This window comes from Moraxella bovoculi (assembly GCF_000988745.2).
Classification (GTDB): Bacteria; Pseudomonadota; Gammaproteobacteria; order Pseudomonadales; family Moraxellaceae; genus Moraxella; species Moraxella bovoculi.
Genome location: NZ_CP011381.2, coordinates 446081 through 466683, shown reverse-complemented (window position 1 = coordinate 466683; position 20603 = coordinate 446081). Strand labels below are relative to the sequence as shown.

Here is a 20603-nt window from a genome sequence, read left to right as displayed (position 1 = left end):
ATCAATGCCCCCACATACTGCCACAAGTCATGTCCAAAATCGCCCCTGACATATAGCGACTATGCTCACTTAACAAAAACGCAATCCCTTCGGCGGTTTCTTGGGGTGTGCATAATCTACCAAGTAGACTTTCTTTAGCAATGGATGTTTGACGCTCCAAGCTCCAATCTTTGGCCATCTCGGTAATGGTTGTACCTGGTAGCAGCAGATTGACACGGATGTTATCTACCCCTAGATTTCTGGCGCAGCTTGCGGTTAAGCCATGCAAGGCAGATTTGCTGGCGGCATAGCTTGGCTTTCTAGCACCGATATAGCCGACAGGCGAGCTGACATTGACGATGCTGCCCCCACCAGCTCGTTTCATCATCGGGGCGACCAGTTGAATTAGGCGCAGGGCAGACGTTACATTGACATCGAAAGACAACTGCCAATCATCAAGCGACAATTTATCCACCGTATCGCCCACCGAAATGCCTGCCAGATTGACAAGTCCCCACACAGGCGGTAAACCTGCCAACGCTTGCTCCACTTGCTCTACCAACGAATGATCAGATAAATCCACACACAGGGTTTTTGTCTTGTCATCTGCCACCAATGGCAATCTCTCATCCTGGCAATCAATCGCCGAAACGTGTAGCCCTAGACCGCTTAGATATTCACAGCACGTCCTACCCATGCCACCGCCAGCACCTGTTACGATGATTGTTTTGTTATTTATATCATTAAATTTCATGATTTTGCCCTTTGTTTGTCAAATAAACAAATTGTTGCCATACGTTAATCAATGCTTGCTTATTCAAGTCATCTTGCAGTAATTGCACAAACCCTCGATTGTGTAACTCTACCTTTTGCCACGTTTGGTCAAATACGATAGGAGTAAGGCGGATTGATTTGCTCTATGTTAAATATCGCTTGGGCTTTTTTGATAGTTTCATCACATACCTGATAATCCACGCCTTGGATTTTTTGGCAATATTGATACAGACGGCTTGCCCACAGATATTCAAACAATAACCGACCCTCAAAAATCATCATCGCCTCATAAAATTCATCGCTTGCCTTTTTTAGGTCATTTTGGTTTGGGCTATGAATGCCGTGTACCCCCCCCACAATATACCGCTTGGCATGGTTTTTAGACCCACAGCGGACGTTTGATTGATACCGTTCAAATCCACAAACGGCAATAACACCCTATCTGACAACAGCGCCAAAAAAACAAAAACGCATTTGCGAATGTAGCATCCTGCGTGATACTCCACAAGTTCAGGCTCTAACGACAACGCCCGCTCAATCTCCTGGTAACTAGAATATAGCAAAGCTTACGCTCGCAAAAACTCACCATGACGCTACAATGCTGACGCCATAAAGTTATATTGGCGTGCCTTTTGCCCGCTTTGTAGTGGCATGAGATGATACGCCATTTGAAAACGGCCTAACGCTTCTTTGGGTGTATTGGCTCGTAAAAATATCTCTGCCAACGCCCCATATCCCTTTGCTACATCAAAATGACATAAAAACCGCCTAGCCAATGCCAAATAATACAAGCACCACGCTTTTGCCAACTGCCAATGCCCTGTACGGGTATAGGCTTTTGCCATGCCCAAACTACTATCAAGGGCGCTCTGTTGCCAGTTTGGCTCATTCATCGCCTGCCTAAAGAGTCGAGAGCCCGATGATAATCATGACCATAAAACGCCTGCCAGCCGTCTATGCTATGTTGGTTGGCGAGTGGTAATTTATCCTTAATATCATCTTGCTGCAATCTAGACAATAGTTGACTTGCCCAAATATTTAGTTGGGCTTTTATGTCATTGGGTTGTTTTTGAGATATAGGCTCGCAATTCTTCATATTTGCCCAAATATTTTAATTGGGCGATTTTATCAATATGAAACGCCAGTTCAAATTCGTTCATGATTTTTCCTAATTGATGATTTTTGCCAGTTTTTTGACATGGAATTCTTCCAAGGCTGCCTGACACTCATCCAACTGCTCGGCGGTCAGCTCCACACCACGCAAATGGGGCGGTATGGTTAATGACAGATGAATGTAACGCACGCCCAGATCGTTGATTTGGCTGATAATATTGATAGGCAATGTGCCGATGATGACATCACCTGACCGTAATTCATCAAAATCTAACAAATGGGGCAAATGCACATCAAAATGCACACCATTAGCACCTGCCCAATCCAATGCACCAATATGGCGAGTAATAAAATAAGTAGCCATAAAATATCCTGTGAAAAACGTCATAATGGGATATTATGACGTTTTTTGAGTGGAGTGTGGGGAATGTAAGCTTATTTTTTGTTATCTAGTAGGTTTGAGAAGCGTTTTTTTAAACTCTGCTGAATACTGCTTTCTTTATCCAAGACTCTTTTAATGTCTTTATTTTGATTGCCCAAACCATGAACCAAAGCATTACGAATATTAGACAAAAATTTAAAACCGTCTGCCTCTCTTAGTGTGCTTCTTGCTTCTTCACGGTCTTCATAGCGGTTTTCATCTTGCTTTTCCGAGAATACTTTTGCTGAAATCATACCTTCCATAGCAAAAACAACGGCACGAACGTAATCTCTACGATTTAAATATTCTTTTGCCAATTCTTGCTCTCTAAGACCCCGATTGCTCTTTTTAAACCATTGCAATCTTTTGGTTAATTGTGGTTTAAATAAATTAAACAATGGTGAGTCATCAAACGCATTTAACTCCTTAAAAATGGTATCTAGTTTTTGCTTGGCATTACTGGCATTGGTTGTTCTTTCATAAAAAGACGCTTGCCTTAATAAATCGGCACTAGATTGCTCAATTCCTTCTTTAACTAATAATTCAAAAAATACGCCGTAATCGCCGTCCTTATCAAAAGTATTGAGTGCATCAATCCAATCCAACATAGACAACATGCCATTGACATCAATAATAGGACAAGTGCCGTCTTCATCTTTCATATCAAATGCACCATAATAAATATTTTGTACATTGATATTTGGTGGTGTTTCAAAAAGTATGCTGAAACAAAGCAGGTTGAATTTTGATAAAATAGAGAAATGCGAATAACTCTAGAAATCAAATGTCCAACCTGCCTCAGTGACAGTATAAAGAAAAATGGCATCAAAGTAGATGGGAAACAAAACTATCAGTGCAAAGACTGTAAACGTCAGTTTATTGGTGACCATGCTCTGAGCTATCTAGGATGTCATTCAGGCATTACTCGAAAAATATTACAGTTGATGGTCAGAGGTAGTGGTATACGAGATATCGCTGAAGTTGAGCGAATCAGTATCGGTAAAGTTTTACGTACTTTAACCGAATCGACCTACCAAATTCAGCCTAAACAAAGTCATTATGAGTCTCTTGAAGTTGATGAGTTTTGGACTTTTGTGGGAAATAAAAATAATAAACAATGGCTTATTTACGCCTACCATCGAGAAACAGGTGAGATTGTTGCTTATGTTTGGGGTAAAAGAGACTTAGCTACAGTTCAACGATTGAAGGCAAAGCTTAAACAATTAGGTATTCACTACACCCGAATTGCAAGTGATCATTGGGACAGTTTCATAACTGCTTTTAAAAACTGCAAGCAAAGTATTGGTAAATTTTTTACTGTAGGTATTGAAGGTAATAATTGCAAAATAAGGCATCGAATTAGGCGCGGTTTTAGAAGGAGTTGTAATTTTTCAAAAAAGATTGAAAACCATTTTAAAGCTTTCGACTTAACCTTTTTTTACATCAATAATGGCTTCATTTAATGTCAGCATACTTTTTGAAACACCACCTGATATTTTTAATGGTTTTTAAAAATCTAGATGCAACCAATGCCAGCATAGGCAAATGGCGAAAACCATGCGTAACATCTAAGACTACATTTTCATTATCCGCCAAATTCTCAGCTATGACAGACAAAACTTCTACTTGTTCCGCTAACTTTCTGGCATACGGGATAAGTACACATTTCACTTGTGCCTGATATTGCTCGCTCAAATATAGCTCAAATGGTTCTAAATCCTGCTTAGTTACTCTGACTTCTTCTACTTTTTCGCTCAAAGACAACCATTCTTGCTCCAAGCCACTATCGCCACCTTTCTCCAAAAATACGTCCCAAACACTACCTGTCGTGCCAAGCAGGATTACCTTGTTAGGCTTTATGGCTTTTATTAGAGAAATACTGACATATTTTTGGGGATAATCCACACCATCAAGCCGATAAGTAGTTTCTTGATAGCCCCGACTTTTACCATTTTGGTCTTTTAGACCCGTGCCTAAAAAACTAATTAATGTTGTCATTTTTACACACCTTGTTTAACGATATTTTTCAATAAATTTAAAAGCCTTTTTAGCATTTTTACCTGTATCATCAGCCAAATTTTTAACAAATTCTTCCTTTTCAGCTAATATACATTTAACTAGACTTTGGCAATGCTCGTCATCCCCTTTCTTCAATTCTAACTTTTCAAGAAATTTATTAATATCCTTACTTAAACTTTCTGTTAATTGCTCATCACTCAATATAGAAATCTCTTTTTTAATATGTGCCAATGGGTCATTTTTATCCATAGGTTTAATGGCATTAAAGCGTTTGGTCATCTCGTCATTCAATTTTTCATCAATTTCAAAATACCCATATCCATTACTCCCTTTTGCTCCCACGCCTTGCTCTTGTAGCATTTTGGTGAGTAGCATTTTGGCAAATTTTGCCCATTGTGGTTCGCCTTCAATGCTAAAATAAAACTCCCCTTGAATCGCGATTTGTTGGTTGGGAATGGGATTTTCAATATCTAAGGCTTCTTTCATTTTGCCTTGATAATATTCCTGATGATGTACGGTTACGATTTCGCCAATAAATGGTCTGGCATTTTCACCTTGCAATAGGTTCATCTTAGTATCAACAGGAGCAATCCACCACGCATCATGCCAAATCAAATACCCAGCATTGCTGCTGTCATCTGTACCAAACAAAATATCCAAAATGTGCTTTTTGTTCTCTTGAATAACAATTTGACCATCACGGTAATGGATATTGTTATTTTCATCACGCTCAGCAAATAACTGCTCGGTATAGTGACGTACTGCCCCTTTAATACTAGACCCTGCAATCATCGGCATACCGTAGGTGTGGTGTGTCATCGCCCCTGTTTCTAGCGTTTGACCCAATGCCAATCCTGTAAATAATCGCCCATTGATTTTGGCGGATAGATTGGCAAAATTGTCATTTTGATAGGTCAAATTCAACCAACGATGAAATGCCAGTAGATACAATTCATCTGCCTTAACTGATGATATTTTGCCAATCAATTCTTTTTTAATAGGCTTTTCGCTGTCATCGTCCCACTTTCGCAGCCCACGCTGAATCAGCAGTCCTGCGTGAGCCGTGCGAAAATCAGGATATAATCTGGCTAAATTTTGTCGCATTAACGCTGTCATTTATTCTCCCCTTTTAACAAGGCTTGGGTATAACGTTTTAACCAACCAGATGCTTCAATGGCTTTACGGCTTAAAAGCTGATATTCTTGAACATTGGATTGTAGAATTTTTTGATAAAACTCTTTTTCTTTATCTTTATAATTCAATAACTCCGCCAAATGTGCCAAAATCAGTTGATGATGACTTTCATTTTTTGCCATTAAAAAACCAATCGCTTGTGTTAATCCTGCTTGCAAAATCATTGTAGGTAAGTTTAAAGCAAGTGTGCGATATTTGCTTTCTATGTCATTACCTTTCAAGCTATCAACCAAAGGATAAGCAGGCTCTGCATATTTTTGGGTACGAGTTTGCATATCACGCTCCTTTTTTGGCTATTTCATTGATGAGCAAACGGCACAATCCACGCCCTACGGTATGTTTACCGCCCACTTGAATGTTTAATTCATCTGTTGGCAATAATTCCGCTAATTCAGTTGCGTCTTTTTTATTATCTTTATCACGAGATTGACTTACGCCCAATACACCCCACAACACGCTATCGGCAGGCAAGTTTTCTTCTGTCCATAATGCACCGTCTTGCACCACACGAGTTTCACGATTGATACGAATACGAGTACGAATCTCAGTCGCTGTATCTGCCAAAAATGAGAAAATATCATCAGGCAAAACCACAAAACGGCTTTTGACCGCATTACGCCATCCATCAGCATTTAATACCAAATCTGGATATAAGGCATTAACAATCATATCGGCAATCTTTCCAGCTTTTTCATTTTGAACAGCCTCAATATCCAAATCTTCTAGGGCGATCTGATTGCCAATTAATAATGTACTACTAGTAATTAACGCCTGATTGTCATTAATGTTTGGAATATCCAAATCAACACCGACATCACGTTGATATTGACGCAACACAAATGGGCAGGTTGCATATGCTACCGTCCCTGCAAATGAACGAATCGGCAACAATAATAAATGAGCATCACCAAACGCAATCGCCCCTGCGTGGTCGGCATTTTCGTTTTTACCAAACAGCGTGTTAATGTCTTTATCGCTAATCTTGCATTGTGCTTTTAGCTCATCACGTAATACGCCCTTGATGGCAGAGCCTGCCACAATCGGTAAATTGGTTGCCTTAGCACGCATAATTGGCAAGTCCACCACGCCCACGCCTTGACCTGTGCCAACGTGTAGAGCAGATAAATTTTGTAAATAAAAAATACGAGTTTGCATCATAAATCCTTGTTAAAAAATAAAAATTAAACGTGAATATCAAATGGTAAATGGAGAAATCAGTGCCATACCAAAACCGTCGTTTTGGTCGTAACGGTCATCGGCAAGCGATTGACACAGTCGCTGTAATGTCGGTATATCCAGTTTGTCAGAACATTTAAACCAATACACCGAACCTGCTGGCACGGCTTTTCGTGTGGCTTTGGGTTGCCATAACAAACTATCCCACCCTGACACTGCTTGGAAGCGTTCCACTGCCACCGCTTGTAATTGCACTTTAACTTTACTATCAGGCAGTTCACCTGTCATCGTGTTTTCATCAATCCAGCTTGGCAAATAACCTTTGGCAAACACGCACGGCGTTAAAAATGTTAGGCTAAAACCACCTGCTTGGTTGATACTATCCAACAGAGCTTGACTTGGCTTGATAAAACCAACATCACTTTTGATTGATTTAAAATACGATAGCCGTCTTTCACCACCAAAAGCAACCATATCATCATCTAGGGTCTGCTCGGATAAAATCACAAATCCCAAACGATGCTCTTCAAACACTTTATCTTCTCGCTGATAGGACAAATCAAAACTTGCCGTCTGAAACAACTTACCGTCTTCTGATGAATCTGTCATATCATCTATGGCAACGTGCGTACGAATGTTGGTTGGGATACTTGCTAAACCATTATTTTTAATGTCATCATAGGTCAATGGTTTATTATTTTGCCATTTGATTAAATCATCAATATGCCAAAAATTTACCCCTGATTTTGGTTTGCCTTTTATACTTATCGGTTTGCCATTTATATCAACGGTTTGCACATATTGTAAGCTCTTTGGCAAATCGCTACCGCAATCAGGCTCAATATCAGCAGGGGCAAGACGTACCAGATCAATTTTGCCTTTTTGCTCTTTGTCTTCTACATACAGAGCATTGGCAGGTTTTGGCACCAAAATATCAATGCTGTTTTGATTGACCCTTGTCAAATAAATGCCTTGACTTTTAATATCCAATACCTTTTTATAATCAGGGTCATCAATGCCACATCTGTTTTTATCAAAATCCACTTTCTTTTGGGCAATGGCGGTTGCACGCACCAAACCAGCCACCGCACTTGGCAAAGGGAAAATCACATCTTGGGCGGAGCTTTGACTGGCAAATGGTTTGCCCGAACGAAACACCAATGGGGCAAGCGATTCTATTAAATAACTGTTCATCATTCTTTTCCTAAATCTTTTTGTGTTTTGGCGGAGAACCAACGAGCCACAATCAATTCATCTGCCAATTTGTCCAAACCAATGACTTCGCCACGCTCTGCCAATTCATCAATAATCGCTTTTTTGATCTCTTGACCGTTATCGGTACGAGCTTGTTTTAGCATTCTGGTTAATTCGGCTTTTTGAATGTTTTGCAATAAGTCTTTATTGCCTTCGGCAAAATCTTTGGTACACAAATAAATCGCACGAATGTCATAAGCGATACGGCTTGGAATTTCTTTTTTACGATAAAACTTAATAAATTCCTTAAATACTTTTAGCCCCTTTTCATCACTCCAATTATAGCGAAGTTTGGTATCATTACCCGAACGAATGGACAGCAAAATCCCCAACGCATCACGGCGTTCGTTAATTTTTGAGGTTTCATTTTCAATATGGTCGCCTTTGGCATGTTTTTCAGCTTGACTGGCAAGCTCACGAATCACACTCAGCGGCGTCATGATATGACAAATTGCCAAACCGACTGATAATGTTGGGCTTTTATCCACATTCAGCTGACCTGCTATCTCTGCCAAGCTTTGTAAAAATGATTGTTGCAAATCGTTGGCACACTCATACGCCTTATCCAACGGTACAAAGCCCAACACATCATCGCCCCCTGCATAGATACAATGACCGCGATGATTTCGCATAATCTGACTCACCCCACCAGCAAAAGCAGATAAAGCTTGGGTAATCGCTTGGTGTTCTTTTTGAGATTTGGCTTTATCCAGCAACTCGCCCATACGGTCGCCGTCTGCCCGTAGCAACACGCCATAACGATACGGTTCGCCATATTTTCGCCACAATGGTTTTAAGGCGGATTTTAATTCATTCGCCCAATCCACAATCGCATCATCGCTACCTTGCCATTCACGGATTAACGCATCAATACGAGATGAGTACAGTAGCTGACCGTCATAAGCAAAATTTTGGTAAATCTTGTCATTGCCCCTTACACGAGTTGCCACACCAAGGTTTTCCAACTCTTCGTAATTTTCCTTAACTTTGGACAAATCTTCATTGTGTGCAATCAGTCGCTCAATCCAACTGTCCGCCATAACACGGCTGATGGGCGTAAATTGCTCCGCTTTTTCTTTAAAGCCCAAACGCTTAATCACGCCCACCGTATCTAATTGTTCGGATTTGGATAAGGATAATTTTAGGCGAGTTAGGTTTTTTAATGAGTCATCTTCTTTTAGTACCGTTTCTCTGATGCCGTCCAAAGATGACTTTGGAATCATCAACTGACTATCATAAGGCGTTATGGCACTTGGATTAAAATCACGGGTTGCTTTACGACTTGCCAAAATCTGACCTGCTTTTTGTGTAGCACTGATATAATCATCAGTGATTTTCACCCAAGCGGTTTGAATTTCTAGATAATCACCTATTTGTTTATCCCAAATGTCCTTTCTTAAATCTTTATCAGCAGTAGGCAAATCACGCCAAGCATTATCTGCTTCATTTTTAAAACGCTCATTTACTGCGTCCTTAGCTTCGTCAATCACCAATTTTAACCGCTCTTCATTATCAGCGGTAATGACAGCTTGGATTTTATTCCCCACCGAAAATTCAGAGTTTTCTTTTAAATCATCATCATTTTCCACATAGGGGAAAATAAGTTCTGCCTGACTGTCTTTTAATGATTTGGCACAGGCTTTGGCAAGTTCGGACAACAACCAAGACCCACTCCACAAATCACGACTACGGCGAGCGGACGCAATAAACGTCTGCACGGGCCCTATGGAAAATATCACGACATATTTTGACATTAGTTATTCCTTATTTTATAAAATAGTTTAAAAAAGCGTCTAATGGGTCATTGCCATTTTCCTGGATTGGGTGAATATGCTTGGCTTTGTCCTGCTCCCAAATCGGGTATTCCATCCCATTTATCTCAACTTTCATTTTTAAAATATCCTTATAGGGCAACACCAATGCCATCACCTGATAATGACTGCCAACTTTGCGTGGACGGATAATCAGCGGACTGGCTAGACGTTCGCCAATGGCAGGATTGACCGTTGCTTTTACCGCTTTTTCTTGGTGTGAGTGAAATAAAATTGGCAAGCCAAATGACGCTCTTGGAAACATATTCCCTGCCTGATGTACAGGCTCGTGTTTTTTATCATAACCCAAATTACGTTGAATACGTCTTAGAGCATCAGGCTCTGGAAAACGGCTACGCCCTGCGGGTTTTTTCATTTTTTTGGCTTCATCGGACGGCTCATTACGCCCCACGCCTGCCTTTTGGCGAAAATCAGATAATTTTTGAATACCTGCCGCCAATGCTTGTGTACCTGTTGAACTGTTACTATTACGCACCACCAAACGACAATCCGCTTGCTGTACATCATCATTCGTTAAGGCATGGCAAATTTGCGGAAAATCTTGGCAAACATTCACACAAATTGCTCCCAAGCCCTTGCGACTGCGAAAACCCAATCCACCAAAATTCGCCCACCATTGCAAGGTTTCAATGATTTGATTTTTAATGGTGTCATCATTGGCAATTTGTGGAGCGAATGCCACTTGTAAATCAAGCTTAACATTGTCTGATTTTAATAACTTATGTGGTTTTTTGCTGTCATCAGTCTCATTGTAAGCAGGAAATAACACATAGCGCAAACCACTCAATGACCCATCGTCATAAGCAATCAAATCATTATCACCGACACGCTTTTTGGATAGATTGATAACTTTAAGTAGAACCTTCCCTGCCTTACCCTCGTCATCACTGTTGCCCATACCACCCCAAATGTCCTTTTCTTTTGTGGCAATGTCATCAAGTTTCCATTTATATTTGGCAAGCAGTCGCCACCAAAAACGCAAATTCCCACGAATGCTACTGGTGCGAATCGGCATATGTCTATCCACAACTGTGGATTCCACGCCACCGCCATACATGGGGGTTATCAGCTCACAGTTTAAGGTGTGCCATGTGAGTGGATTTGGTTGTTGATTTAGCTCTTCTTCGGTCAACAAAACAATTTCTTGACCTTCTATCGTCTTAGGTACATCTCTAACCATTTTATTACTCCTCAATAATCGTGATATTTTTTGCAGGAACATTTAAATGAAAAGGTTTGCCACGCTTACCATCAATATTGGCAATTTTTATTTTTTTGGCAATTTCCAAACCCAACTCTTGAATCAAAACTGAATTGACATGGTTGGTTGCACTATTAAACTGTCCTTTATCAATATCAATAATATCTACATCTTCTATATCAAACACTTCTTTTTTCTTGATTGTCTGATAATAAATATTAAAATCCTGAGTTAATGTCTGAATAACTTTTAAATTTTCTGGACTAACATTAGGGTCTTTCATTTTTGCTTTTGGTGCTGATATATTCTGCTCTTTTCTGGTCAAATCGGCGAACCAATAAAAGAAAGCAAAATGCTTTGCATCTAATGCGTCTATTTCTTTGCCATTAACGACCAATTTTTTGTTGGGTACATCTACGGTTAGTTGAATTTCTTTAAAGGACTCGTTGATAGAATCAACCACCTCACTAAACCTCACCCCTTGTTTTAATTGGTGCTTATCAGAAATGGCTTCGCTCATCCGCACAAACGGAATATTAGCCAGCCAAATTTGTGCGTCTTTGGCATTGAGTTTTTTGCCTGTATGTCTTTGGGTTACATAATAATCCGTCTGCGTTGGGTAATAAAAACCCATCGCACTTTCAAACTCGCTATCCACCAACACATGAGACATGCTGTCTTGGACACGACCATATAAGGACAGAGCATAGCCAGCATAGAACCCCATTGTCTTGCGCCCGCCTGCGATAGAGACGTGCAGACGAACATTATCATCTTGGGTAAAATTACGCACCTGTTGGCAGATTAGATTGGCGGACAGTTCATTATCACCGGGTGCTTTTAGGTCTTTTAGTGGCGTGCCGTCTTTTTGGATAACGCACAGATGATTTTTGTCAAATGCTACCTTTGCGATGATGGGGTAGTCTTTTTTGAATTGTTCAAAAACCCCTTCGTCAAACAGTGTCGCCCTGATTTGGTTTAGTCCGTCATCAGTACTTAGCACCCAAATCTCATCAGGCACAAATCGCTCATCATCTGCCAAATTAGGGTCGCACGCCAACGCCCACACCGTCTCGGTGATGATCTGCGGGGTCATGCCCGTTACTAGAAAAAGTACATTTTTCATCTAATCATTCCTTATTTTCTATCGTTATCATTGTAGGACAGCAGTTACAAAAATACAATATATCATCACAGAATTTTTATACTGCCTTAAGTTGTTTGCGCTCATACCACATTCTGCCGCCACGTCCGCATTTATCACGGATTGTGGTTTTTAGCTCACGGGTATTCTGGTTGGTCTGACGAAGCATCTCTAAAAACTCTGCTTTTTTAGGGTATAAGCGATCCAACTCCAGCTTAGTTTCGTCCAGCCATATATATAACTCTGCCAATTCATCACGAATCACTTGGCGAGCCTCGCCTTTGGTGGTGTCTCGCTGCGCCTTTAGCTCACCAATTCTCTGACCAATCTCATCACGCTTGGTCTTAAAGGTTTTTACCATTCTTTTATACACCTCATAGTCTCGGTATTGGCTTTTTGATTGCTCAATGGATGCGCTGTATAAGACGATGTACTTCTGAAAGCGCACGCTGTCATTCGCCGCCTTTGACGCTCATGCCCTTGAGTCGCGGTGGCAAGCTCAGCATCTATTCTCTTGCGCGCCTGATTGTGCGCCATGATGCTTGTGCCCAATTTTACTGCTTCTGCTGCGAATGTGTCTGCGACCATTAATTGCATATTTATTCTCTTTTGTTGATATTGTTGATTGATTTTACCAGTTCGTGCTTTTGAGCCATGCGTTGCCCATATCTTTCATCTTTCGCCAACAGCCTTCACCACCTCAGTGGTTGCAGACAAAGCATCGATTACATTGATAGGATTTTTCATAATAGCACCTATTCATCTAACTTATTTGATGTTAGCATTATGACAACAAAGTCTCTTAATTTGGGGTTTGATAAGCCTACAAAAGTGAGCATACTCACTAAACTTATTTAATCACAAGACAAATCAACATCTGCCCACAAATTAAAAATCACTATCAGCAAACGACCCAACCAATCTTGATCTGTTGTATGATACATCTGAATGAATTTCTCGAGTGGTTTCGTAAGCTTATCTCGACTGACGTCAATCGGAGTCATAGCCGCAAAAAGCATTTGCAATTTGGCAAAAAATCATTAAAATAACCATATCGTCTTGGACGACAAGATGCCGCTTGATTATTTAATAGCTTGTTTTTTTTGAATAATCCTAATGGGTGTCAAATTTATAAGTTATTGTTTTTTAAGGATATTTAATTATTTAGATTTCCTTAATCTACATTAACTTTTATTAAACAATTTTTGAACAAAAATTTGATCTGCAAACGTTTGATTTTACTCGTTATTTTTAAATGAGTGCAGTTCAAAACCTTCCCTGTTATAAAAGGGATTAAGACAATCCAACAACTCTTGTACCTCGCCTTTGCTCCGTTCAAAACCTTCCCTGTTATAAAAGGGATTAAGACACATAATACTTACGACCGTCTCGCTCGTATATGTTCAAAACCTTCCCTGTTATAAAAGGGATTAAGACAGGTTAGTAATTCTTTGATTTCACTCTTATTAGGTTCAAAACCTTCCCTGTTATAAAAGGGATTAAGACTGTTGTTGTTGTTTTACTGTGTTCTGGGTAGGCTGTTCAAAACCTTCCCTGTTATAAAAGGGATTAAGACCTAAGACTTATATAGCAGGCGGTACTGGTATTGGTTCAAAACCTTCCCTGTTATAAAAGGGATTAAGACGGGCAAGCCCACGATGATAAATACTGTTAAGGCGTTCAAAACCTTCCCTGTTATAAAAGGGATTAAGACGCCAAAGATTGGAGCTTGGAGCGTCAAACATCCGTTCAAAACCTTCCCTGTTATAAAAGGGATTAAGACTTGATGGCTTTATCCCCAAGGTGGGCGAGGTTAGTTCAAAACCTTCCCTGTTATAAAAGGGATTAAGACTCGAGTTCATCGACCCACTTCTCGGCTTTTGCCGTTCAAAACCTTCCCTGTTATAAAAGGGATTAAGACCTTACTTTACCTTCTTGTTGGTACAGCTGTGAGCGTTCAAAACCTTCCCTGTTATAAAAGGGATTAAGACCTTTACCTCGTGAATAAGTAAGAATCTCACCTTTGTTCAAAACCTTCCCTGTTATAAAAGGGATTAAGACTTCCTTTTTACTAGGGTGCATACAGAATTGATGTTCAAAACCTTCCCTGTTATAAAAGGGATTAAGACCTATTATGAATACGGTATAGGAAGTTTTTAAGAGTTCAAAACCTTCCCTGTTATAAAAGGGATTAAGACGGTGAGATTTCATTCACCTCACTAATTTGCGAGGTTCAAAACCTTCCCTGTTATAAAAGGGATTAAGACGCACGCTCTTGGCGAATACCTGCATCTTGTACGTTCAAAACCTTCCCTGTTATAAAAGGGATTAAGACTTTACCAAGGTTGCCCTTGATCCAGCCTTCAAAGTTCAAAACCTTGCCTGTTATAAAAGGGATTTCAATTTTGGATGTCCCATGCCATTCCGATGAAGTGTAGGACTGGCATGCGTAGGTGCGGCTGAATCTATACTCTTCACCGCACCATCATCCAACCTTGATCACCACACACCCGCCAGCATCAACTCACCTTTTCCACTACTACCAAACACAGCCCGCATTAATCACGCATCGCTTTTTGTCTTGAAATAAGGTAAAATACCTCCATTTATTTTTCGCTTATTTAATATTATAAAAAAAGGCAAAGCCATGACTGTCCAAACCTTCACCCCAGAAGCCCGCCCCGCCCCAAAAAAAGCCATTCAGGGCGAAAAACTGCGTGGCTATGATAAAGTCGCTCGCATTCCCATTAAGGTCATTCCCACCGTAGAAACCCCCAAAAAGCCCGACTGGATTCGTGTCAAATTATCCAGCCCTGCTGAAGTGGAGCGTATCAAAGGCACGCTACGCAAACAAAAGCTCTACACCGTCTGCGAAGAAGCCGCCTGCCCTAACCTGCCCCAATGCTTTGGCGACGGGACAGCGACCTTTATGATTATGGGCGACATCTGTACACGTCGTTGCCCGTTCTGTGAAGTCGCTCACGGTAGACCCAACCCTCTAGATGTGGACGAGCCACGCCACACCGCTGAGACGATACTTGGGCTTGGGCTAAAATATGCCGTCATCACAAGCGTGGACAGAGACGACCTAAAAGACGGCGGTGCAGGGCATTTTGTGGAAGTTATCCAAGAATCCAAAACCCTAAGCCCCAACTGCTTGATTGAAATTCTTGTGCCTGATTTTCGTGGACGTGAAAAAATCGCCATTGACCTACTTGCCAAGACCGCTCCCGATGTCTTTAACCACAACATCGAGACCGTGCCACGCCTATACAAGGCATTTCGCCCCGGCTCGGACTATCAGCACTCACTAAACCTACTAAAAGAATACAAGGCACGCCGTCCCGATGTTGCCACCAAATGCGGATTTATGGTGGGGCTTGGTGAGACCGAAGAAGAAGTCTATGCCCTGCTTGACGACCTAAAAGCCCATGACGTGGACATCATCACAATCGGGCAATACCTAGCCCCAAGTAAGAACCACGCCCCTGTGGACAGATACGTCCACCCTGATGAGTTTGCCCGCTATACCGAATACGGCAAAAAACTGGGCTTTTTTAACATCTGGGCGAATCCTATGGTGCGCTCAAGCTACTTTGCCGACCGCCAATACTATGGCGAAGACTGCCCACCGCCTGTACGTTCAGCTAAGGCACTTGCCGAAGAGAAGTTGGCAAAAGCCGAAAAAGGCGAGAAAACTGGGTGCTTTTAAGCAAATCACAACAAATCAGGGGCAAATATTCGCCCCTGTTTTTACTATTAAAATGTCGTTTTATTTTTTGATACAACAAAGGCAATGTCAAAGACCCTGCTGTTTTTTACTTTAAAATAAGGGATAAAAGCCGTATTTTTTGGCACCAAACTTTTAAGAATGCAACACAGCTCTAGATTTGCCAATATGAAATTATAAAAACAAATCAGCCGTAAAAAAAATAAAAACCAGCCACAATGGCCCATGGTGCAAGCAATCACAAAACAACACCTGCCTTATTAGCAAGAAAAGAAATTATTCTGCATGATGACTATTTAATGCAGGATTGTATTTAGAAACTGGTTGAAGCGGCATTGCAACCTGGACTTTTTTAATCCAACACATCACGCCACAAAGACCATCAAGTGTCATAGACAGTCGCCAATCATTTGTTATATAATCGCACCCTGCCCATAACTTAAATTTTAGGGATATCGTTATGAACATTGATTTTGATACACTGGCTCGCCTCATTCAGTTGACCGAAACCGCCAAGATTCACTCACTTCACATTCAAGATGGCACGCAGACGGTTATTTTGACCAACCCAAGCCAACCTTTGCCCCAAGTGTTATCTCAGGCTGCGCCTCACACCTTAGCCCAAATGTCGCTCCAAGACCTGTCAGACACACCCCAAAACCAAATCAGCTCAACTACGCCACCCACCGAACCCACCAATTTTCACACCATCACCTCACCTATGCTTGGCACTTTTTATCGTAAATCCGCTCCTGATAGCCCCAATTTTGTTGAAATTGGCGATGCCGTCAAAGCAGGCGATACCTTGTGTATTGTGGAAGCCATGAAAATCATGCACGAAGTCAAGGCAGACAAGGCAGGGGTGGTGCGTGAGATTTTGGTGGACGAAGGTCAAATGGTGGAATACGACTCGCCTTTGTTTGTGATTGAATAGGATAAGAACATGAGCAAAAAATTTAAAAAAATTCTCATCGCCAACCGTGGTGAAATCGCCCTGCGAATCATTCGGGTGTGTCGTGAGCTTGGCATTGGTTCGGTGTTGGTGCATTCTACCGCCGATAAGGACAGCCTGCCTGCTCGCCTTGCCGATGAGACGGTTTGTATTGGCAGTCATTTGCCCAAAGACAGCTATCTGAATCAGCGATCCATCTTGGCAGCAGCAGAATTGACGGGCGTGGACGCCATTCACCCTGGTTATGGGTTTTTGAGCGAAAATGCCGATTTTGCTGAATTTGTTACCGAGCAAGGCTTTGTTTTTATCGGTCCTACCGCCCAAAACATTCGTATGATGGGCGATAAAGTTACCGCCAAGCAAACCATGCTTGCCTCAGGCGTGCCTTGCGTTCCAGGCTCTGATGGGGCGCTGCCTGATGACGATGAAGCAATCATCAACATCGCCAAACAAGTTGGCTTACCTGTCATCATCAAAGCCTCAGGGGGTGGCGGCGGACGGGGTATGCGTGTGGTTGAGAGTATGGACGAGCTGCTAGGAGCGGTCGCTATGACCAAAAAAGAAGCGATGAGCGCCTTTGGTAACCCTGTGGTCTATATGGAACGCTATCTAAAAAATCCTCGTCATATTGAGATTCAAGTGATTGCTGATACGCATGGCAATGCCATTCATTTGGGCGAGCGAGATTGTTCTATGCAACGCCGTCATCAAAAAATCATCGAAGAAGCCCCCGCCCCCTTTATCAGCCAAGATGAGCGAGACAAAATCGGACAAGCCTGTATCAAGGCTTGCTTGGATATGGGCTATCGTGGGGTCGGGACTTTTGAATTTTTGTATGAAAATGGCGAATTTTTCTTTATTGAAATGAACACCCGCATTCAAGTAGAACACCCCGTTACCGAGCTTGTAACGGGCGTGAATTTGATTGCCGAACAAATCCGAGTTGCCGAAGGTTATCCTTTGCAATTTAGCCAAGACGACATTCGCTTGACAGGGCACGCCTTTGAATGCCGTATCAATGCCGAACACCCTTTTAGCCTGATGCCATCGGCAGGGACAGTGAGCTATTGTCATCTGCCTGCAGGCTATGGCACACGGGTGGACAGCCATCTGTATACAGGCTATCAAATTCCTGCCTATTATGACAGTTTGATTGGCAAATTATGCATTCATGCCCCCACCCGTGAGCTTGCCATTGCCAAAATGAAATCCGCCCTGACAGAGCTTGACATTCAAGGCGTAGAAACCAACAAAGCCCTACATCAAGCCATGTTTGATAATGAATCTTTTTGTCAAGGCGGGGTCAGCATTCATTATTTGACCCATTGGCTTGACAATCATCACAACAATCAGCCCAATCACAAACACTAGGGGGCAAGATGGACATTAATACCACTTGGCAATGCTCATCAGAAAGTACACTTGTGCTATTTTTAGGTGGGGAAATTAGCCTTGATAAACAAAAACTGTGCTGGGCGTTAGCAAATCACTTAAGAGCCGACAATACGCTTGGCGTGCGTGAAGTGGTGGTTGGCATGAATGCCTTAACGGTGTATTTGGATAAACAGGCGTTGTACCAAGACCCTAGCCAATTAGCGGTGTGCGAAAGATTGCTCAATGAGCTAACACACGACTTTGCCCAAAATTTGGATAATTTGCAAGGCATTCAAGGCAAGCACATTGACATTCCTGTGATTTACGGGGGAGAGTGTGGCGTGGATTTGGTCGCCAGTGCCAAAACGCTTGGCATAAGCGTGGACGAACTGGTCAAACAGCACACCGCCCCACTTTATACGGTGTATTTTATTGGCTTTCAGGCAGGATTTCCCTATCTTGGTGACTTACCTAAAGCCTTGCACCTGCCCCGCCACGCCAAGCCCCGAACCAAAGTTCTCCAAGGCTCGGTCGGTATCGGCGGCGGGCAAACAGGCATTTATCCGTTTGAATCCCCAGGGGGTTGGCAACTTTTAGGGCGTACCACTTTGCCTTTATTTGATAAAAGCCAAAACCCACCAACACTACTACAAGCAGGCGATACCTTACGCTTTGTAGCAACGGAAATTTTGGCATAAGGATAATAAGGAGCAATTATGTTAAAAATCACTCACTTATCCGCCATTGCCAGTATTCAAGACTTGGGGCGTGAAGGCTATTTGGGGCTTGGCATTGGGCGTTGTGGCGCGATTGACCCTTTGTCGTTTCGGCTTGGCAATGCTCTGCTTGGTAATGATGACAACACGCCTGCCCTTGAAATTAGCCTTGGCGGACTGACCGCCACTTTTGGCAAGGACACCGCTTTTTGTCTGACAGGGGCGGTTGTTGATGGCAACCTTGACGAAACACCCATCATCACAGGCTATCGGTATTTTGCCCAAGCTGGACAAACCCTTGCCCTAAAACGCCAAACAAAAGGCATGCACAGCTATTTGTGCGTACAAGGTGGCTTTGATTTTGCCAAGGAGCTTGGCTCTGCCAGCACCGACACCAAAACAGGACTTGGCGGGCTTGGACGCTTTGTGATGGCAGGCGATGAACTGCCTTATCAAGCAGGCATTCCAATGAGTGCGATGGGCGTGGCAAATTTGTACCGCTTTGAGCCTGTGACTGTGATTGATGTCATCAAAAGCAGCGAATATGACCGCATTGTACAGACGATAGACACATTTTGTAAACAGGAATTTACCTTGTCGCCAAACAGCAACCGTATGGGCTACCGCTTAGACGGCACGCCCTTGCAATTTGATGCCATTGAAATGAATTCGCACGGCGTGGATTTTGGCATGATACAAGTTCCCCCCGATGGTAAGCCAATCGTGTTGATGGCGGACGCTCAGACCACCGGCGGTTATCCCAAAATCGGAGCGGTAATTGGGGCGGATTTGGGCAAATTGGCACAGGTGCAATTTGGCAAAAAAATTCGCTTTAACTATGTCAATGGCACAACTGCCCTACAAAAACAAGCTCATTACACCACCCACCTTGCGCAAATAGCAAAGATGGCAACGCGTTTTTAAAGTAATTTTTAAACCAATAAAGGAAAAACAATGGCACACATTGATTTAAATGCCGATGTGGCAGAAGGCTTTGAATTTGACCAACCCTTGATGTCCATCATCAGCTCAGCAAACATCTGTGCAGGATTGCACGCAGGTGGGGTTCGCCAAATGATACAAACGCTTGCTTATGCCAAAGCCCACAATGTCAGCATTGGCATTCACCCAAGCTATGACGACCGTGCCAATTTTGGGCGGAGCAATCAAGATTTGCCAACAAGCGAAATACAAGCATTGATGGCTTATCAAATGGGGGCGGTTGTGTCCGTTTGCCAGACTTTGGGACTAAAACCAAGCTATGTCAAACCACACGGGGCTTTGTACAATCAAGCCAGCACCGATGCGACCCTTGCCCATGCCATCGCCCAAGCGGTTTATGATTTTGACCCCAAGCTGGCATTGATGGGGCTGTCTGGTGGTAAGCTTGTCGAGGCAGGCAAAGCCCTTGGGCTAAAAGTGATTTGTGAGGCCTTTGCCGACAGACGCTACAACAGCGATGGCACTTTGGTGTCTCGCACCCTGCCAGACGCCCTGATTGAAGACGATAATGAGGCGATTGCCCAAGTTGTCCGTATGGTAAAAGATGGGCAAGTGGTGGCTGTTGATGGCAATGTGATTGACTTACAAGTGGACAGCATTTGTTTGCATGGTGATGGCAAGCACGCCTTGGTATTTGCCCAAAAAATCAAAGCATCCTTGCAACAACAAGGTATTGCCATTACATCGTTTATGACAAATAATTGATTTATCAAAAAAATCAA

At 42.3% G+C, this 20603-nt stretch carries 22 protein-coding genes and 1 CRISPR repeat array; of the genes, 7 read left to right on the top strand and 15 right to left on the bottom strand.

Annotated features, from left to right (window positions below; translation table 11 throughout):
• Nucleotide 1: 1 nt before the first annotated feature.
• From AAX10_RS02215 to AAX10_RS02195, 5 genes are all read right to left on the bottom strand, one after another.
• Nucleotides 2-733: an SDR family NAD(P)-dependent oxidoreductase gene (locus tag AAX10_RS02215; protein WP_052585396.1), complete on the bottom strand. Its 732-nt coding sequence runs from the start codon at nucleotides 731-733 to the stop codon at nucleotides 2-4.
• A gap of 128 nt (nucleotides 734-861) precedes the next feature.
• The gene (locus AAX10_RS02210) at nucleotides 862-1110 is read right to left on the bottom strand and encodes a hypothetical protein (protein WP_036366576.1); all 249 of its coding nucleotides are present in this window, start codon (nucleotides 1108-1110) and stop codon (nucleotides 862-864) included.
• 236 nt (nucleotides 1111-1346) lie between these two features.
• Nucleotides 1347-1646, bottom strand: a complete 300-nt coding sequence (locus tag AAX10_RS02205; protein WP_036366573.1) for a hypothetical protein — start codon at nucleotides 1644-1646, stop codon at nucleotides 1347-1349.
• Nucleotides 1647-1921: 275 nt separating this feature from the next.
• Nucleotides 1922-2230 carry a CRISPR-associated protein Csx16 gene (csx16, locus tag AAX10_RS02200; RefSeq protein ID WP_036366572.1) on the bottom strand — a complete coding sequence of 103 codons (309 nt, stop codon included), beginning with the start codon at nucleotides 2228-2230 and terminating at the stop codon, nucleotides 1922-1924.
• A 71-nt stretch (nucleotides 2231-2301) separates the two neighbouring features.
• The gene (locus tag AAX10_RS02195) at nucleotides 2302-2949 is read right to left on the bottom strand and encodes a hypothetical protein (protein WP_420812461.1); all 648 of its coding nucleotides are present in this window, start codon (nucleotides 2947-2949) and stop codon (nucleotides 2302-2304) included.
• Nucleotides 2950-3048: 99 nt separating this feature from the next.
• Here AAX10_RS02195 and AAX10_RS02190 point away from each other — a divergent pair, with 99 nt between their 5' ends.
• Nucleotides 3049-3750, top strand: coding sequence for an IS1-like element ISPa14 family transposase (locus AAX10_RS02190; RefSeq protein ID WP_015586042.1), 702 nt, complete (start codon nucleotides 3049-3051; stop codon nucleotides 3748-3750).
• Here AAX10_RS02190 and csx2 read toward each other — a convergent pair.
• The 10 genes from csx2 to AAX10_RS02140 all read right to left on the bottom strand — a co-directional run bounded on the left by csx2 (nucleotide 3743) and on the right by AAX10_RS02140 (nucleotide 12704).
• The gene (gene csx2, locus AAX10_RS02185) at nucleotides 3743-4285 is read right to left on the bottom strand and encodes a TIGR02221 family CRISPR-associated protein (RefSeq protein ID WP_080946984.1); all 543 of its coding nucleotides are present in this window, start codon (nucleotides 4283-4285) and stop codon (nucleotides 3743-3745) included. The genes AAX10_RS02190 and csx2 overlap by 8 nt on opposite strands.
• Nucleotides 4286-4300: 15 nt before the next feature.
• Nucleotides 4301-5422, bottom strand: a complete 1122-nt coding sequence (cmr6, locus tag AAX10_RS02180) for a type III-B CRISPR module RAMP protein Cmr6 (protein WP_080946983.1) — start codon at nucleotides 5420-5422, stop codon at nucleotides 4301-4303.
• Complete coding sequence (gene cmr5, locus AAX10_RS02175; RefSeq protein WP_036366568.1) at nucleotides 5419-5775, bottom strand: type III-B CRISPR module-associated protein Cmr5; 357 nt, start codon at nucleotides 5773-5775, stop codon at nucleotides 5419-5421. The genes cmr6 and cmr5 overlap by 4 nt, the downstream gene beginning before the upstream one ends.
• Before the next feature lies 1 nt (nucleotide 5776).
• Entirely contained in the window at nucleotides 5777-6655 is an 879-nt protein-coding gene (gene cmr4 / locus AAX10_RS02170) for a type III-B CRISPR module RAMP protein Cmr4 (protein ID WP_036366567.1), read from the bottom strand.
• A gap of 39 nt (nucleotides 6656-6694) precedes the next feature.
• Nucleotides 6695-7870 carry a type III-B CRISPR module-associated Cmr3 family protein gene (locus tag AAX10_RS02165; RefSeq protein ID WP_046699710.1) on the bottom strand — a complete coding sequence of 392 codons (1176 nt, stop codon included), beginning with the start codon at nucleotides 7868-7870 and terminating at the stop codon, nucleotides 6695-6697.
• On the bottom strand, nucleotides 7870-9684 hold the full coding sequence (gene cas10, locus AAX10_RS02160) for a type III-B CRISPR-associated protein Cas10/Cmr2 (protein WP_046697880.1): 1815 nt from the start codon (nucleotides 9682-9684) through the stop codon (nucleotides 7870-7872). The genes AAX10_RS02165 and cas10 overlap by 1 nt, the downstream gene beginning before the upstream one ends.
• A 10-nt stretch (nucleotides 9685-9694) precedes the next feature.
• On the bottom strand, nucleotides 9695-10942 hold the full coding sequence (gene cmr1, locus AAX10_RS02155; RefSeq protein ID WP_158580282.1) for a type III-B CRISPR module RAMP protein Cmr1: 1248 nt from the start codon (nucleotides 10940-10942) through the stop codon (nucleotides 9695-9697).
• Between the two features lie 4 nt (nucleotides 10943-10946).
• Nucleotides 10947-12089: a CRISPR-associated ring nuclease Csm6 gene (gene csm6, locus AAX10_RS02150; RefSeq protein WP_046699709.1), complete on the bottom strand. Its 1143-nt coding sequence runs from the start codon at nucleotides 12087-12089 to the stop codon at nucleotides 10947-10949.
• Nucleotides 12090-12165: 76 nt separating this feature from the next.
• Nucleotides 12166-12468, bottom strand: coding sequence for a hypothetical protein (locus AAX10_RS02145; protein ID WP_046699708.1), 303 nt, complete (start codon nucleotides 12466-12468; stop codon nucleotides 12166-12168).
• Nucleotides 12462-12704 carry a hypothetical protein gene (locus tag AAX10_RS02140; RefSeq protein ID WP_046699707.1) on the bottom strand — a complete coding sequence of 81 codons (243 nt, stop codon included), beginning with the start codon at nucleotides 12702-12704 and terminating at the stop codon, nucleotides 12462-12464. The genes AAX10_RS02145 and AAX10_RS02140 overlap by 7 nt, the downstream gene beginning before the upstream one ends.
• Nucleotides 12705-13371: 667 nt before the next feature.
• A CRISPR array of direct repeats spans nucleotides 13372-14511; the repeat unit is 36 nt; unit sequence GTTCAAAACCTTCCCTGTTATAAAAGGGATTAAGAC.
• 243 nt (nucleotides 14512-14754) lie between these two features.
• Here AAX10_RS02140 and lipA point away from each other — a divergent pair.
• From lipA to pxpA, 6 genes are all read left to right on the top strand, one after another.
• Nucleotides 14755-15819: a lipoyl synthase gene (gene lipA / locus AAX10_RS02135; protein WP_046699706.1), complete on the top strand. Its 1065-nt coding sequence runs from the start codon at nucleotides 14755-14757 to the stop codon at nucleotides 15817-15819.
• Nucleotides 15820-16297: 478 nt separating this feature from the next.
• Nucleotides 16298-16771: an acetyl-CoA carboxylase biotin carboxyl carrier protein gene (gene accB / locus AAX10_RS02130; protein ID WP_080946980.1), complete on the top strand. Its 474-nt coding sequence runs from the start codon at nucleotides 16298-16300 to the stop codon at nucleotides 16769-16771.
• Nucleotides 16772-16780: 9 nt separating this feature from the next.
• Nucleotides 16781-18160 carry an acetyl-CoA carboxylase biotin carboxylase subunit gene (gene accC, locus AAX10_RS02125; protein WP_046699704.1) on the top strand — a complete coding sequence of 460 codons (1380 nt, stop codon included), beginning with the start codon at nucleotides 16781-16783 and terminating at the stop codon, nucleotides 18158-18160.
• 8 nt (nucleotides 18161-18168) lie between these two features.
• A complete protein-coding gene (gene pxpB, locus AAX10_RS02120) occupies nucleotides 18169-18861 on the top strand; it encodes a 5-oxoprolinase subunit PxpB (RefSeq protein ID WP_046697875.1) in 693 nt (230 codons plus the stop codon).
• 18 nt (nucleotides 18862-18879) lie between these two features.
• Nucleotides 18880-19803 (top strand): 5-oxoprolinase subunit C family protein, encoded by a 924-nt coding sequence (locus AAX10_RS02115; protein ID WP_046699703.1) that lies wholly within the window; start codon nucleotides 18880-18882, stop codon nucleotides 19801-19803.
• Between the two features lie 30 nt (nucleotides 19804-19833).
• A complete protein-coding gene (pxpA, locus tag AAX10_RS02110) occupies nucleotides 19834-20586 on the top strand; it encodes a 5-oxoprolinase subunit PxpA (RefSeq protein WP_046697874.1) in 753 nt (250 codons plus the stop codon).
• The last annotated feature ends 17 nt before the right edge of the window (nucleotides 20587-20603 follow it).

Coding starts and splice junctions, on each gene's coding strand:
- AAX10_RS02140 (WP_046699707.1), bottom strand. CDS start 12,704: ATGCAATTAATGGTCGCAGACACATTCGCAGCAGAAGCAGTAAAATTG.
- AAX10_RS02165 (WP_046699710.1), bottom strand. CDS start 7,870: ATGAACAGTTATTTAATAGAATCGCTTGCCCCATTGGTGTTTCGTTCG.
- pxpA (WP_046697874.1), top strand. CDS start 19,834: ATGGCACACATTGATTTAAATGCCGATGTGGCAGAAGGCTTTGAATTT.
- AAX10_RS02115 (WP_046699703.1), top strand. CDS start 18,880: ATGTTAAAAATCACTCACTTATCCGCCATTGCCAGTATTCAAGACTTG.
- csx16 (WP_036366572.1), bottom strand. CDS start 2,230: ATGGCTACTTATTTTATTACTCGCCATATTGGTGCATTGGATTGGGCA.
- cas10 (WP_046697880.1), bottom strand. CDS start 9,684: ATGTCAAAATATGTCGTGATATTTTCCATAGGGCCCGTGCAGACGTTT.
- cmr6 (WP_080946983.1), bottom strand. CDS start 5,422: ATGACAGCGTTAATGCGACAAAATTTAGCCAGATTATATCCTGATTTT.
- accB (WP_080946980.1), top strand. CDS start 16,298: ATGAACATTGATTTTGATACACTGGCTCGCCTCATTCAGTTGACCGAA.
- AAX10_RS02190 (WP_015586042.1), top strand. CDS start 3,049: ATGCGAATAACTCTAGAAATCAAATGTCCAACCTGCCTCAGTGACAGT.
- AAX10_RS02205 (WP_036366573.1), bottom strand. CDS start 1,646: ATGAATGAGCCAAACTGGCAACAGAGCGCCCTTGATAGTAGTTTGGGC.
- lipA (WP_046699706.1), top strand. CDS start 14,755: ATGACTGTCCAAACCTTCACCCCAGAAGCCCGCCCCGCCCCAAAAAAA.
- csx2 (WP_080946984.1), bottom strand. CDS start 4,285: ATGACAACATTAATTAGTTTTTTAGGCACGGGTCTAAAAGACCAAAAT.
- AAX10_RS02215 (WP_052585396.1), bottom strand. CDS start 733: ATGAAATTTAATGATATAAATAACAAAACAATCATCGTAACAGGTGCT.
- csm6 (WP_046699709.1), bottom strand. CDS start 12,089: ATGAAAAATGTACTTTTTCTAGTAACGGGCATGACCCCGCAGATCATC.
- pxpB (WP_046697875.1), top strand. CDS start 18,169: ATGGACATTAATACCACTTGGCAATGCTCATCAGAAAGTACACTTGTG.
- AAX10_RS02145 (WP_046699708.1), bottom strand. CDS start 12,468: ATGGTAAAAACCTTTAAGACCAAGCGTGATGAGATTGGTCAGAGAATT.
- cmr1 (WP_158580282.1), bottom strand. CDS start 10,942: ATGGTTAGAGATGTACCTAAGACGATAGAAGGTCAAGAAATTGTTTTG.
- accC (WP_046699704.1), top strand. CDS start 16,781: ATGAGCAAAAAATTTAAAAAAATTCTCATCGCCAACCGTGGTGAAATC.
- cmr5 (WP_036366568.1), bottom strand. CDS start 5,775: ATGCAAACTCGTACCCAAAAATATGCAGAGCCTGCTTATCCTTTGGTT.
- AAX10_RS02195 (WP_420812461.1), bottom strand. CDS start 2,949: ATGAAAGATGAAGACGGCACTTGTCCTATTATTGATGTCAATGGCATG.
- cmr4 (WP_036366567.1), bottom strand. CDS start 6,655: ATGCAAACTCGTATTTTTTATTTACAAAATTTATCTGCTCTACACGTT.